We start from the raw sequence: 13,490 nt of genomic DNA, 5'->3' as shown, positions 1-13,490 counted from the left end.
GGCGAGGGTGCCCGGCTGAGAGACGCGGAGACGTCGAAGGGCGCGTGGCGGTTCCGGCGGGGCCAGGGCGTGGTGGGTCAGCGGGGGGACTTCGCGGCCTGCGCGCCCGGGGAGTTCGCGTCCGGTGGGCACTGGTTGTGGTCCGGGGTCGTGCACTCGGCCAGGTTCAGGGTCTCCACGTGGGCCTGGTTGCCGGGGCCCGAGGCCATGCCGGTGAGGAGCGGGCTCAGGGGCTCGGTGGCGCCACAGCCGCGGAACGGCGGGAGGGTGAATCCGCGGAACTTGGGATCCGGGGAGTTCGGGTCGGTGCCGATGGAGCCGACGCCCAGGGGCTCGTAGGGGCCGCGGACGTCCAAGCCGACGGGTTGCGAGGTGACGCAGTCCGGGCCCACGTCGAGGGGCTGGCCGTTCACCTTGGCGTTGCTGAGACGGGCCATCACGTCGATGTGGGTGGTGAGGATGGAGGCGTTGTTCGCGTCGGTGGTGATGGTGCCGTTGATCGGGATCTGCCTGGCGTTGAGGTAGTCGACCGGGAGGAACTCGACCGTCGCGGTCACCGGGACGAAGCCGAAGCCGAGGAAGGTGGACTGCAGGGGCTTGAACGACGTGGTGCCCGAGACGGTGCTGTCGATCGGGATGCCCGTGTTCGGGTCGAGGCGGATGGTCCAGACGCCGTTGAGCAGGGCGGTCGGCGAGCTGGTGAGGTTCGCGCCCAGGCGCCTGACCGTGGACTTGGCCACGATCCGGACCAGGACCAGCGGCGTGACGATCGTCAGCGGCTCGTCGTCCTCGACCTGGGCCCTGGCGCCGGCAGCCACGCCCTGGCCGGGGAGCACCACGAGCGTGCCCAGCTCGGTGGGCTGGTCGGGGGCCAGGGTGCAGGCCACCTGCTTCGCGGGCGGGGTGCCGGTGGGGGAGCTTCCGGTGGGGGGCGTGGTGCCGGTCGCCGGGGGCTCGCCGGAGGGGGGAGTGCTGGGGTCGGTGGCGGAGCCGGACGCGGTGTCGCCGCCGCCGCCGCCGGTGCTGGAGCCGGTGCTGGAGCCACTGCCACTGCCACTGCCGCCACTGCTGGAGCCGCCACTGCCACCGCTGCCGGAGCCGCCGCCGGTGGGGTTGGAGCCGGTGCCTGGGTTGGGGGTGCCGTTGCCCGGAGTGCCGGTGCCGGTGCCGGGAGCACCGGGCTGGTGACCGGGGGCGGGGCCCGGGGCGCTGGTGCCCGGGCCGCTACCGGGGCCGGGGCCCGGGCCGGAGCTGGTGCCGGTGCCCGCTGGGGCCGGGGAGAGGGCGAGGGTCGGGGCCGTGACGTTCAGGGTCACGGCGCCCGGGGTGTCCAGGGCCAGTCCGGGGGCCTGGCCGGTGGCCGTCAACGTGACGTCGCCGGTGGGCGGCACCGCGGTGGGGGCGAAGGTCATCGGGACGGGGATGGTGTCCTTCTTGTCGTCCCGCTGGATCGCGAGGCCGAAGGTGAGCCCGCCGGCGAGGCGGCCCGTGGTGGTCAGGGTCTGGGCGACGGCGTGGGGCAGGGTGAAGGTGGTGGTGAAATCGTCGATGGACAGCGTCTGGCCGGTCTTCACCGAGGCCGGCAGGGTCGCGGTCGTGCGGACGGTGAGCGGGACCGGGCCGGCCAGGGGGCAGGTCATGGCCACCGTCACGCTCGCGGTGTGGGTGGCCGTGCGGTCCGGGCCCGGTGCGGCGGACGAGCCGGCCGCGGTCAGCGTGCCGCCGGCGGCGCTCAGGACGCCCAGCACCGACAGGACCGTGAGGGACCGGGTTCGCTGCCGGAAACGAACTGCCACTGCTGCTCCACCGCCCCATTTTCCGGGCGGGCAAATGCATTCGGGCTCCGCCGCAGTCGAAGTTACCCGCGGGTTCAACCGGTGACAAGACCTGGGGACAACCCCCTGGTCAAGGCCGGTTTTGTTGTCCGATCCTGCGTGCCCGGACCGGCGTTTTCGTAGCGGGGTGACAAAGAAATCCGGCGTGGTTTACCGGGCTCGGACCGGCTGGAAGCATCGCCGAAAAATGGCCAGGAGAGAAGAGGCTGCTGTGTCTGGTGTCTTTCGGTCCCGACGGATCCCGCGCCGCGGCGTCGTTCTCGGCGCCGCGCTGGCGGTCGCCGTGCCATTGTGGACGGCCGGGGCCGCCACGGCGGCGCCCAGCGGCGGCGTGTTCGGCTGGGGGGTGGCGATCACCGTGACGCTCGCCATCCCGCCGGAGACCGCCGACGGCGTCACGTCGATGTCGGCCGGTGGTATCGACGCGCTCGCGCTGCGCAACGGCGGCGTGCTCGCTTGGGGCGACAACAACTTCGGCCAGACGCAGGTGCCCGCGGGCCTCACCGCGGGTGTCGCGCAGGTTTCTTCGGGGTGGGCCCACGAGCTCGCGCTCAAGAACGGCAAGGTCTACGCCTGGGGCAACGACTGGTACGGCCAGACCGACCTGCCCGCCTCGGTGGCCGGCGGGGTCACGGCGATCTCGACGTCCAATGTGCACAGCCTCGCGTTGAAGCAGGGGGGTCAGGTGGTCAGCTGGGGCTCCCGCACCGACGTGCCCGCCGCCGCGGCTTCCGGGGTCAGCGCGATCTCCGCGGGCGGCGACCACAACCTGGTGCTGAAGAACGGCGGCGTCCTGGCCTGGGGCAACAACACCTACGGCCAGACGACGGTACCGGCGGCCGCGGCTTCCGGGGTCAGCGCGGTTTCGGCCGGTTACGACCACAGCCTGGCGCTCAAGAACGGCGGCGTCATCGCCTGGGGCCGGGACAACTTCCACCAGGTCGAGGTGCCGGCCGACGCGACGTCCGGCGTGGTCGCGATCGACGCCGGCTGGAACCACAACGTGGCGGTCAAGGCCGACGGCACGATCGTGCTCTGGGGGTCCGACATCTCCGGGGAGAGCGACCCCTCGGCCTGCGCCCCGATCTTCGGCGCCTCCGCGGGCAACGGGTCGACCTTCGTGCTCAAGCCGGATCTGAACGCCTGCCAGTGACCCCACCCGAAAACGGGGGCGACCGCGGTGGTCGCCCCCGTTTCGTGCCCCGGGAATCAGCTGATGGTGAGGTTCGGCGAGAACGAGGTGTTCTGCGCCGGGGACTGCGCCTTGAGGGTGCAGTTCATGGTCCAGTTGGACCAGCTGCCGTCGGAGGCCTTGTGGAACTGCAGCGCGGCGGTGATCGGCGTGCCGAGCTTGAGCGTCGCCGAGCCGGCCGCGCCCGCGGTGTAGGTCGGGATGCTGGAGGTCGCGACCTGCGAGATGACCACGGTGATCGGGCCGCCCGCCGGGTAGATCGTCTCCGGGACGTTGAGCCCGGTGGCGGCCGGCTGCGAGAGCGTGCCCGCGGTCGCGCTCACGGGGACCGTGGCCGAGCCGCGGATCCCGTCGAGGCCGACGGCGGTGAGCAGCGAGTGGACGCTCGCCGAGACCGTCGCGGTGCCGCCCACGTTGGTCGGGGTGATGGTGGTGCCGGACGGGACCGTGTCGGGCGCGCTGAGGTGCGCGGTGATCCCCACGGGCTGGGCCGGGATGCCCGGGAAGGTGCAGGTGTAGGTGATCGCCGGGTTCGGCGAGGTGCCGGCCGAGTACACGGTCGTGGCCGCCGCCGCCGTGCCGGCGGTGAGCACCGCGATCGCTCCCACGGCGATGCCGGTCATCGCGGCGCTCGTGGACAGCTTCCTGAATCGGGACATGCCTGTCTCCTTGTTTCGGGTTTCACTTCCGCGGAGCCTACGTTTCGGCGCGGGCACAACGTGCTCACGAAATCCCCCCGGCTCGAGAGTCATCATCGAGCGCAGTAGGCTTTGTGGAGGGCGTCCGGACCATCTGGATCCGGTCGCGACGCCAAGGTTACCCGCGAGTTCGGTCGGCAACAAGCCTGTTACGCGGGGGTTTTCCATTGCGGCGGATGAACCGATTATCTTGTCAGGGACCGAGTAAAAGTGGCGCGGTGTTCGTTGGTCGATGACAAATTCCTGTGCCGGAAAAGCCGGAGGGGCGCCGGATGTTTCCCGGCGCCCCTCCGATTCGGTGATCGAAATCAGGAATCGGTCTTGGGAGTCAGGGTCAGGGAGATCGTGTTGTTCGGGCCCGAGACCAGCGCGCCGAGGGCCAGGTCGGCGATGAAGCAGTTCTTGAAGTCCGGGATGGTGTAGGTGCCCTTGACCGTGATGGGCTGGGTGATGTCGACGTTCTGGGCCGACAGCGTGAGGTCGAGCGGCTTGGTCGTCTTGCAGCTGCTGGGCACGGTCGGGACCGGGACCACCGGCACGACGAAGCCGGCCCAGATGTCGTTGATCTCCATGTTCGCCGTGGCGTGGGTGGTGATGTTGCCGTTGGCGATCGTGCCGGTGACGGGTGCGGTCGGGGTCACCGTGACCTTGGCTTTGATCCGCAGCAGGCCCGAGGCCAGCGAGATGTCGGCCTGGGCCGGCGGCAGGCTCAGGTCGCCGCGCAGGCCGACGCTGCCGGTCTGGTCGTCGATGAGCAGGGCGCCGTCCAGGCTGCCGGGGCCGAGCTTGATCGCACTGCCGGTCTTCTGCACGGTGGTGGTTCCGGCCACCCCGTAGGAGACCGGGATCTCCACCACGTCGGCGGAGGCGGGCACGGCGGCCGCGAGGCTCAACCCGACCGCCGCGACCGCGGCGAGGGCGCCGGTGCGCGCCTTTCTGGAAATGGACATGATTGTTCTCCTTAATGGTTTGACGATCGGCTCCGGCTGCCCCCGGAGACCGTTTTCAACGCGGTGAAAGATCGGTGACGACCCAGCTTCCGCCCCGGCGCTCGGCCGTGACGGAAAGTTGGGCGGCCGCGGTGCTGGTGGTGCCATTATCCGCCCGGCCTGCGGATTGGTCCAGGAATGCGAGCAACTGTGCGTGGTCCCCGTCGAGCTGCTGGACGGAAATCTGGGAGACCCGGGAGGTCAGCACGAGTTTTTGGGCCGGGGCCATTCGGACCACGTCCGCGAACAACTGGTCGTAGGAATCCCGCGCTTTGCCCTGGAGGACGACGGCTGCGGCTTTTGCGGTGACGTCGGTCTTGTCGTAGGAGTAGGAGAAGACCTTGTTGAGCGCCAGGCTGACGGCGGAGGTGACGTCGGCCGTCGCGCCGACGTCGGTGAGCGCCCGGTTCGCCACCGCGGGGGAGCTCTCGGTGGCGTGGGCCTCGAGGGTGAACCAGGCGCCGGCGGCGGCCAGAACCACGGCTGCGGCCCCGAAGGCGGCGGGGAGCCGGCGACGGTGGCGGGGGTGGGAGCCGGGATCGGCGGAAGGGTCGGGGGTGCCGGTGGTTTCGGTGGGCTCGCGGTCGTCGCTCGCGTCCTGGCCTGCGGGGGGAGCGGAGACGTCGGACGGCGAGACCGGGTGCGGTGGCGTGGTGGGGTGGTCCGGGGGAGGGGCGCTCGTCACGACGTCACCGCCAGTTGGTCGAGGGTGCTGAGCTTCCAGCCGGACGGGGTGCGGGTCAGGGTGGCGGCGTAGCGGTTGCGGCGGGTGGCCGGGGCGGTGCCCGCCTTCTCGACGGTCACCTCCACCGACGCGATCAGCTTCGCGGTGCCGGCGTGGGCGTCCAGTTCGGACAGACCCGCGTCGAGGACCTTGCCGGTCGCGACGGTGGCCGCGGCGGTCAGGGCCTGTTTCGTCTGAGGGGTGGTGCGGGCCAGCTGGTCGTGGAGGGGGCCGGTGGAGGCGTCGAGCCAGTGGGACAGGCCCGCGTCCACCTGGTGGTAGTCGAGGGTGTTGAGGGTGGCGACCAGGGTGCGGCCGGTGGTCAGCGCCTCGTCGCGGGTTTCGCCGTAGGTGGCGGAGGGGGAGTGGGCCGCCGAGTACCAGGTGTAACCCGACCAGCCCGCGAAGACCGCGGCCGCGGCCACGGCAGCCGCCGCGGCCCAGAGCGGCTTCCGGCGTGCGGCGGCGGCGATCCGGGACGGTTTCCGGTCCGCCACGGGGTGATCCGCCGGGGCCGGATCGAGGTCGCCGCCCGGGCTTCCCGCCGCGGCGGCCGTCGTGTCGCCGCGCGTTGCCGAGGTGTGCTCGTCCGGGTCGAAGACCGCCGCCTCGTCCGGCTCCGGCTCCACGAGCGCCGTCAGTTTCCGTTGGGCAGCCACAGCATCTCCCTGAGATCGGTGGACGTGGGCTGGCCCGCGAAGCGCGTCAGGTCGGTCAGGCCGCCGGCGCCGCCGGGGACGGCGGCCGGGGGGACACCCGGGTGGGGCGCGTTCTGCGAGCCCCGTACCGAAGTCGCGGAGCCGGCGGGCAGGGTGCAGGCCGCCGCGGTGTTGAACGGCAGGGGCGAGGTGTCGGTGCTGCTGCGGACCGGCGTGCTTCCGTAGCCCGTGCGGCACGGGGGCGGGTCGAAGAAGGTCAACGCCAGCGAGACCTTCCCGCTGCCCGGCGTGATGGCCGCGGACGTCGCCGCCACCGCCTTCGGGGTGGTGACCAGCAGTTGCTCCAAGCCGTCGGTGCGGGCGCTGAACACCTGCGACGTCGTGAGCAGGTTGGCCAGCAGCACCGGCAGTCCCGGGTCGGTGTCCTTCAGCAGCCCCGAAATCTCGGTGGCGGCGGGGGGCGCGGTCGCGATCAGGCGGCGCAGGTCGCCGTCGGAGGACTTCAGCTGGGCGGCGAACAGGTGGGCGTTGCGGGTGAAGTCGCGCCATTCGTCCGAGGAGTTCGCCTGGGTGCGCAGGACCGTGGCGCCGTCGTCGATCAGCCGGTGGGTCTGGGGCAGGTGGTCGGAGGCCGACTTGGTGAACGACGACGCCGTGTCCATCAGCAGTTGCAGGTCCGGGCCCGAGTTCTGCAGCGCGTTGTCCAGCTCGTCGACCACCGTGCGCAGGTCGTCGGCCGGCACCGAGGCGGTCAGGTCGTCCAGGTTGGTCAGGAACGTCTGCACCGGCAGCGGCAGCGTGGTCGACTCGCGCGGGATCACCGAGCCCGCGGCCAGGTACGGGCCGTCGCCCGTGCGCGGCTGCAGGTCGACGTACTGCTCGCCGACGGCCGACCGGTTCGCCACCACCGCCTGGGAGTTCACCGGGATCGGCGGCGCCGAGGAGTCGAGCACCAGATCGGCCTCCATGCCGGCGTCGGTCAGCCGCAGCGGGCCGACGCGCCCGACCGGGACGCCGCGGTAGGTCACCTCGCCGTTGGTGAAGATGCCACCACCGTCGGACAGTTCCAGCTTCACCGTGTACGAGCCGAGGCCGAACAGCCGGCTCAGGCCCGCGTACTTCGCGCCGACGAACGCCGTGGTCACCAGCGCGATCACCACGAACACCAGCACCTGCAGGCGCGCCTTCCTCGACAGCATCACGGGCCTCCCGGCAACGGCAGCGTCGGCAGGCCCGGCGGCGTGCCCTCGCCCGGCGGCGGCAGCGGCACGCCGGGGGCGGGGATCAGCGAGGCGTAGACGTTGAGGTAGTCGCCCTTGACCGCGTCCAGCACCGGGTCGGTGAACGGGAAGGTCGGCAGGATCTCCAGGGCCTTGGGCAGGTTCTGCCCGGCGTCGGCGAGCCGGTGCAGGATCGGCGCGAGCGAGTTCAGGTCCGCGACCAGGTCGTCCCGGCTCCGGTCGACGACGTTCGTGGCCACCGAGGACAGCGAGTTCAGCGAGTTCAGCATGGTGACCAGCTGCGCGCGCTGGTCGGTGAGCGTCTTGAGCCCGGGGGTGAGGTCGGTGAGCGCGTCGGCGATCTGGTCGTCGCGGTCGGCCAGCGAGGCCGACAGGTGGTCGAGGCCGTCGAGCGCGGTGGTGATGTCCGCGCGGTGGGCGTCCAGGTTGGACACCAGGGTGTCCACTCCGGACAGGAACCCGCGGATCTCGTCCTCGTTGCCGGTCATCACCTTCGACAGCTCCTGGTCGATGGTCTGCAACTGCCCGATGCCGCCGCCGTTGAGCAGCAGCGAGAGCGCGCCGAACACCTCCTCGAACTCCGGGTTCCGGTTGGTCCGCGAGACCGGGATGACGGCGCCGTCGCCCAGCTTCCCGGAGGCCGCCTGGTCCGGGGGCGCCAGCTCCACGAACTTCTCGCCCAGCAGTGACGACTGGCGCAGCCGGGCGACCGCGTTCGCGGGCAGCGCGACGCCGCCGTTGACCACCAGCACGGTCTGCGCGGTCCAGCCGTCGGCGCCGAGGCCGATCGACTCGACGCGCCCGACCGGCACGTCGCCGACCTTCACCGCGGCCTGCGGTACCAGGTCCAGCACGTCGGCGAAGTCCACGGTGACGTGGTACGGGTGGTCGCCGAGGTCCGCGCCACCGGGCAGCGGCAGGTCGTACACGCCGTGGAAGCCGCCGGGCGTGGAGCAGCCGGCCAGCGCGAGGCAGGCCACCGTCACCGCGGTCAGCAGGGGCCGGACCTTCATCGCCCACCTCCGGACACCGCGCCGCCGGACACCACGTCACCGGACACCGGCAGCGGCAGGCCGGAGACGTAGTCGAGCAGGTCGGTCCGGCCCTGCAGGGTGCCGGTGGCCGGGTCGATCGCGCCCAGCACGTTGGTCACGGCCAGCGGGGCGTCGTCGAGCACCTCGGTCAGCGAGGCCCGCTGGTCCACCAGCGTCCGCGTGGTGCCCGCCAGCTTGTCCACATTGGACTTGATCGCGGCCCGGTTGTCGTGGATGAAGGACTGGACGGCGGCGAGCGCGCGGCCGAGCCCGTCGAGCGCCCCGGCCAGCTCGCCGCGGTTGGCCGCCAGGGTGTCCGAGACCGCCGCGAGCTGCCGGTTGACGTCGGCGACCTGGCTGTCGTTGGTGGCCAGCATGGTGGTGAACTTCTGCAGCTCGTCGACGGTGCCGAACAGGTCGTCCGAATTGCCCGCCAGCGTGCGGGCCAGCTGGGCGAAGTCGCGCACGGAGTCGTTGAACGCCGTGCCGTTGCCCTGCAGGTTGGCCGCGCCGGTGCGCAGGAGGTCCGACAGCGCGCCGGTGGAGTTCGCGCCCTTCGGGCCGAGCGCCGTGGCGAGGGTGTTGAGGCTGGCGTAGAGCTGGTCCAGCTCCACCGGCGTGGCGGTGCGGTCCCGGCTGATCACGGCGCCGTCGGGCAGCTGGGGCCCGCCGCGCGCCAGCTTGACCAGCTGCACGTAGCGGTCGGCCACCACGCTCGGCGCGATCACCACCGCGGGGGTGTCGGCGGCGACGGCGACCCGGGAGTCGACCGAAAGGTCGACCCGCACCTGCTCGCCCTGCGGGGTGACCGCGGTGACCTCGCCGATCTTGACGCCGAGCACCCGCACGTCCGATCCGCTGTAGACCCCGACCGCGCGGGAGAAGTACGCCGTGACGTGGTGGCGTCCGGCGCCGGAGAACACCCACCACAGCACACCGGCGAGCACCAGCGCGAGGATGAGGGCGAAGACCAGGAACCTGCTGGTGCGCAGGCCTGCCCGGGTGGTGGTCACTTCGCCCCTCCCTTCGGTGGCGTGCACGGGTCGCGGTTCTCGGGGATCAGGCCGCACAGGTAGCTGTCGACCCAGCGGCCGTTGCCCACGGCGTTGTTCACCACGCGGAAGTACGGGCCGGCCAGCTGCAGGCTCTTCGCGAGGTTGTCGTTCTGCCGCTGGAGCAGGTCGGTGACCTGCCCGAGCTGCCCGAGCGCGGGGGCGAGCTGGTCCTTGTTGTCCGCCACCAGCCCGTTGAGCTGCTGAGCGAGCTGCTGAGCGCCCACGAGGAGCTGGTGGATGGCCTCGCGCCGGTGGTCCAGCTCGGTCAGCAGCAGGTTGCCGTCGTCGATCAGCTTTTCGAAGTCGTCGTTGGAGTTCGCCAGTGTGGTGGTCAGCTTCCGCGCGCCGGAGAGCAGTTCCGCGATCTCGTTGTCGCGGGAGGACACCGTCTTGGACAGCGCGCTGAGACCGTCGAGGGCGGTGCGGACGTGCTCGGGCGAGTTCCTGAACGTGTCGCTGATCGCGGTGAAGCTGTCCGCGAGCTGCTTGGTGTCGATGGCGCCCGCGGTGTCGGCGAGCCCGTTGAACGCGTCGGTGACGTCGAACGGCGTGACGGTGCGGGTGCGCGGGATCGGCCGGTCCGGGTCCTGGTCGGCGCCGCCGGTCGGGTTCAGGGCCAGGAACTTGCGGCCCAGCAGGGTCTTGATCTTGATCTGGGCCGAGGTCCGGTCGCCGATCCAGGCGTCCTTGACCCGGAAGCTGACCAGCACGTGGTCGTCGGCCAGCTCGACGTCGTCGACCTCGCCGACCTTGATGCCGGCCACCCGCACCTCGTCGTCGGCCTGCAGGCCCGCGGCTTCGGTGAACTCGGCCTGGTAGGTGGTGCCGCCGCCGACGACGGGCAGGTTCTCCCAGTTCAGCGTGAGGGTGAGCACGGCGGCCAGCACGACGCTGCCGGCCACGCCCAGCGTCAGCGGGTTGCGCTCGCGGAAGGACTTCACGCGCCACACCTCGCCGCGGTCGCCGGGACGCCGCGGGGCGGCGAGGTCTGCAGCGTGGCGCTGCACAGGTAGAAGTTCAGCCACGAGCCGTAGGAGCCGATGCGGCCGAGGGCGGTGAGCTTCGGCGGCAGCTTGTTCAGGAAGTTGTCCACATCGGACTGTCCCGTGTTGAGGTTCTGCGACAGCGCGCCGAGCCCGGAGATGCTGTCCTTGAGCCCCGGCCGGGCCTGCTCGAACAGGCCCGCGGTGGACTGGGACAGATCGGCGATGCCGCCGATCGCGTCGCCGATCTCGGTGCGGTCGCCGGCCAGCCCGGAGACCAGCTGCCGCAGGGTGGAGATGAGCGTGGAGAGCGCGTCCCCCTTGCCGTTCACGGTCTTCAGCACCGAGTTCAGGTTGTCGATCACCCGGCCGATCACCTGGTCGCGGTCGGCCAGCGTGGTGGTCAGCGAGCCGGTGTGCGCCAGCAGGTCCTCGACCGTTCCGCCCTCGCCCTGCAGCACCTGCACGATCTCGCCGGACAGATCGTTGACGTCCTTCGGCGAAAGGGCCTGGAACAGCGGTTTGAATCCGTTGAACAGGTCGGTCAGGTCCAGCGCGGGGGTGGTGCGCGAAAGCGGGATCTCCCCGCCCGGCGGCAGCGGCCCGGCCCCGGGCTCGCCGCGGTTCAGCGCGATGTAGCGCTGGCCGACCATGTTGCGGTACTTGATCACCGCGCTGACGTTCGAGGGCAGCGTGTGCCCCTGCTCCAGCGAGAAGGTGACGTGCGCGCGGTTGTGGTCGACGATGTCCAGGCTCTCGACCTGGCCCACCTTGACCCCGGAGATCCGCACGTCGTCGCCGGCGTTCAGCGAGGTCGCGTCCAGGAAGGTGGCGCCGTAGACGTGGGCGCTGCCGACCGTGCCGCCGGTGATCGACAGCGCGAGCACCAGCGTGGCCACGGCCGTGACCAGGATGAAGATCAGGCTCTTGACCAGCGGGGCGGCGAGGTTCCTCACTTGAGCTTCACCTCCGTGCCGCGGTAGAGCGGGCCGACCAGCACGCTGCCCCAGGCGGGCACCTGCGCGGTGGGCACGCCGATCGACGGGGCGATGAGCGTGGCCAGCAGCTCCTGCTCCTGCGGCGAGTTCGCGACGCCGAGGTCGCCGTCGGTCCCGGGCAGCAGCGGGTGTGCCTGCGTGCCGGGCGCGGCCGCGGCGGTGCCGGTGGTCGGCACGACGCCGCTGGGGTAGCAGCGAGGGCCGCCGGTGGCGTTGTACACCGGGGTGTCCCGGCCGGGCACGTACTTCCCGCGCGATTGGGTCACCGAGATCTCCGCGTGCAGACCGGGCCGGTCGGTACCGGCGCCGAGCACCTTGTTCATGTCGGGCTTCAGGTCGGTCAGGGCCTGGAGCGTGCAGGGGAAGCTGGGGGAGTACTCGGCCGCGATCTCCAGCGGCCGCCGGCTGTCGGCGGACAGCGCGATGATGGTGTCGCCGTTGTGCTGCAACCAGGTCTTGACGTCGTCGGAAGAGGCGGTCACCTGCTGGTACAGCGCGCCGAGCTCGTCGCGCCGGTCGTTCACCGTGCCGAGCGTGACCGCGGAATCGGACAGGGCGTCGAGCAGGTCCGGCGCGATGTCTCCGTACAGCTTCGAAACGGTGGCGAGGTCACGCACGTTCTGGTCCAGCCGGGGCAGGTCGGGGTTGAACTGCTCGAGGTAGTCCGAGACCTGGGCCAGCGTCTGCCCGAGCTGCGCGCCGCGGCCCTGCAACGCGGTGGACACGGCGGTCAGCGTGGTCGAGAGCTTCTGCGGCTGCACGGCCTGGAGCAGGGGCAGCAGGTTGTCGAAGACGCGCTCCAGCTCGATGGCGTTGGCCGAGCGGTCCTGCGCGATCACGTCACCGGCCCTGAGCGGGGGCGTCCGGTCGGAGTCCGGAATGGAGAGCTGGACGTAGCGCTCGCCGAACAGCGTCTTCGGGACCAGCAGCGCGGAGACGTCGCGCGGCAGCCGGCCGACCTTGTCCGGGTCCAGCGCCAGGGCGATCTCGGCCCCGCCGGCCACCGCGCGCACGCCGCGGATCTCGCCGACGACGACCCCGCGCGCCTTCACCTGGCCGCCTTCGCGCAGCTGGTTGCCGACCCGGTCGGCCTGGAGCGTGACCGGCACGGACGTGATGAAGTCCTTGTCGTAGATCTTGATCGTGATCAGCACGAACACGCACATCACGGCCAGGAACAGCACCCCGGCGGTCCGGACGCCGGCCTTGCGCAGGCTCGCGTGCCGGCTCATCCGGCCACCTGGACCGTGGTCGTCGCGCCCCAGATGGCGAGGCTGAGGAAGAAGTCGATCACGCTGATCGCGACGATCGCGGTGCGCACCGCGCGGCCCACGGCCACGCCGACCCCGGCCGGCCCGCCGCTCGCGCGGAACCCGTAGTAGCAGTGGGCCAGCACCACCACGACGCTGAACACCAGCACCTTGCCGAACGACCACAGCACGTCGCCGGGCGGCAGGAACAGCAGGAAGTAGTGGTCGTAGGTGCCCGCGGACTGGCCGAAGGCCCAAACCGTGACCTGCCGGGAGGCGAGGTAGGACGAGAGCAGGCCGATCGCGTACAGCGGGATCACGGCGAGGAAGCCGGCGATCACCCGGGTGGTGACCAGGTACGGCACGCTCGGGATGCCCATCACCTCGAGCGCGTCGATCTCCTCGGAGATCCGCATGGCGCCCAGCTGCGCGGTGAACCCGCAGCCGACCGTGGCCGAGAGTGCGAGCCCGGCCACCAGCGGGGCGATCTCGCGGGTGTTGAAGTAGGCCGAGATGAAGCCCGCGAAGGCCGAGGTGCCCACCTGGTTCAGCGCGGAGTAGCCCTGCAGGCCCACGACCGTCCCGGTGGCGACGGTCATGCCGATCATCACGCCGATCGTGCCGCCGATCACCGCGAGCGCGCCGCTGCCGAAGCTGACCTCGGCCAGCAGTCGCACGACCTCGCGCAGGTAGCGGCGCACCGTGCGCGGCACCCAGCCGATCGCGCGCAGGAAGAACAGGATCTGGTCGCCGAGCGTGTCGAGGAAGCCGAAGCGCCGGTCGACGGCTTCGATCACCCGAGCACCCCGGTTCGGGGTCTTGGTGGCCATCG

General features: G+C 71.4%; 13 protein-coding genes. 1 reads left to right on the top strand and 12 read right to left on the bottom strand.

The window, feature by feature from the left end:
* Positions 1-77 precede the first annotated feature (77 nt).
* Complete coding sequence (locus tag NYF13_RS32515) at positions 78-1,796, bottom strand: DUF6801 domain-containing protein (RefSeq protein ID WP_315661755.1); 1,719 nt, start codon at positions 1,794-1,796, stop codon at positions 78-80.
* A 250-nt stretch (positions 1,797-2,046) separates the two neighbouring features.
* On the opposite strand from NYF13_RS32515, the gene NYF13_RS32510 reads away from it, so the two are divergent.
* Positions 2,047-2,988: a hypothetical protein gene (locus NYF13_RS32510; protein WP_315661754.1), complete on the top strand. Its 942-nt coding sequence runs from the start codon at positions 2,047-2,049 to the stop codon at positions 2,986-2,988.
* Between the two features lie 56 nt (positions 2,989-3,044).
* On the opposite strand, the gene NYF13_RS32505 is transcribed toward NYF13_RS32510, so the two are convergent.
* The 11 genes from NYF13_RS32505 to NYF13_RS32455 form a co-directional block, all read right to left on the bottom strand.
* A complete protein-coding gene (locus NYF13_RS32505) occupies positions 3,045-3,686 on the bottom strand; it encodes a DUF6801 domain-containing protein (protein ID WP_315661753.1) in 642 nt (213 codons plus the stop codon).
* Positions 3,687-4,033: 347 nt separating this feature from the next.
* Positions 4,034-4,675 carry a hypothetical protein gene (locus NYF13_RS32500; protein ID WP_315661752.1) on the bottom strand — a complete coding sequence of 214 codons (642 nt, stop codon included), beginning with the start codon at positions 4,673-4,675 and terminating at the stop codon, positions 4,034-4,036.
* A gap of 55 nt (positions 4,676-4,730) precedes the next feature.
* Positions 4,731-5,399 (bottom strand): hypothetical protein, encoded by a 669-nt coding sequence (locus NYF13_RS32495; protein ID WP_315661751.1) that lies wholly within the window; start codon positions 5,397-5,399, stop codon positions 4,731-4,733.
* The gene (locus NYF13_RS32490) at positions 5,396-6,097 is read right to left on the bottom strand and encodes a hypothetical protein (protein ID WP_315661750.1); all 702 of its coding nucleotides are present in this window, start codon (positions 6,095-6,097) and stop codon (positions 5,396-5,398) included. The genes NYF13_RS32495 and NYF13_RS32490 overlap by 4 nt, the downstream gene beginning before the upstream one ends.
* Entirely contained in the window at positions 6,076-7,296 is a 1,221-nt protein-coding gene (locus NYF13_RS32485) for an MlaD family protein (RefSeq protein WP_315661749.1), read from the bottom strand. Before NYF13_RS32485 ends, NYF13_RS32490 begins: the two co-directional genes overlap by 22 nt.
* Complete coding sequence (locus NYF13_RS32480; protein ID WP_315661748.1) at positions 7,296-8,351, bottom strand: MCE family protein; 1,056 nt, start codon at positions 8,349-8,351, stop codon at positions 7,296-7,298. The genes NYF13_RS32485 and NYF13_RS32480 overlap by 1 nt, the downstream gene beginning before the upstream one ends.
* A complete protein-coding gene (locus tag NYF13_RS32475) occupies positions 8,348-9,385 on the bottom strand; it encodes an MCE family protein (RefSeq protein WP_315661747.1) in 1,038 nt (345 codons plus the stop codon). Before NYF13_RS32475 ends, NYF13_RS32480 begins: the two co-directional genes overlap by 4 nt.
* Positions 9,382-10,368, bottom strand: coding sequence for an MCE family protein (locus NYF13_RS32470; RefSeq protein WP_315661746.1), 987 nt, complete (start codon positions 10,366-10,368; stop codon positions 9,382-9,384). Before NYF13_RS32470 ends, NYF13_RS32475 begins: the two co-directional genes overlap by 4 nt.
* Positions 10,365-11,366 carry an MlaD family protein gene (locus NYF13_RS32465; protein ID WP_315661745.1) on the bottom strand — a complete coding sequence of 334 codons (1,002 nt, stop codon included), beginning with the start codon at positions 11,364-11,366 and terminating at the stop codon, positions 10,365-10,367. The genes NYF13_RS32470 and NYF13_RS32465 overlap by 4 nt, the downstream gene beginning before the upstream one ends.
* Positions 11,363-12,640: an MCE family protein gene (locus NYF13_RS32460; RefSeq protein WP_315661744.1), complete on the bottom strand. Its 1,278-nt coding sequence runs from the start codon at positions 12,638-12,640 to the stop codon at positions 11,363-11,365. The genes NYF13_RS32465 and NYF13_RS32460 overlap by 4 nt, the downstream gene beginning before the upstream one ends.
* Positions 12,637-13,488, bottom strand: coding sequence for an ABC transporter permease (locus tag NYF13_RS32455; protein WP_315661743.1), 852 nt, complete (start codon positions 13,486-13,488; stop codon positions 12,637-12,639). The genes NYF13_RS32460 and NYF13_RS32455 overlap by 4 nt, the downstream gene beginning before the upstream one ends.
* Positions 13,489-13,490: the final 2 nt, after the last annotated feature.

It is taken from the genome of Amycolatopsis sp. PS_44_ISF1, from assembly GCF_032335455.1.
GTDB lineage: Bacteria > Actinomycetota > Actinomycetes > Mycobacteriales > Pseudonocardiaceae > Amycolatopsis.
Note: the sequence above shows the minus strand (reverse complement) of the source record. Positions and strands in the feature narration are given on the sequence as shown.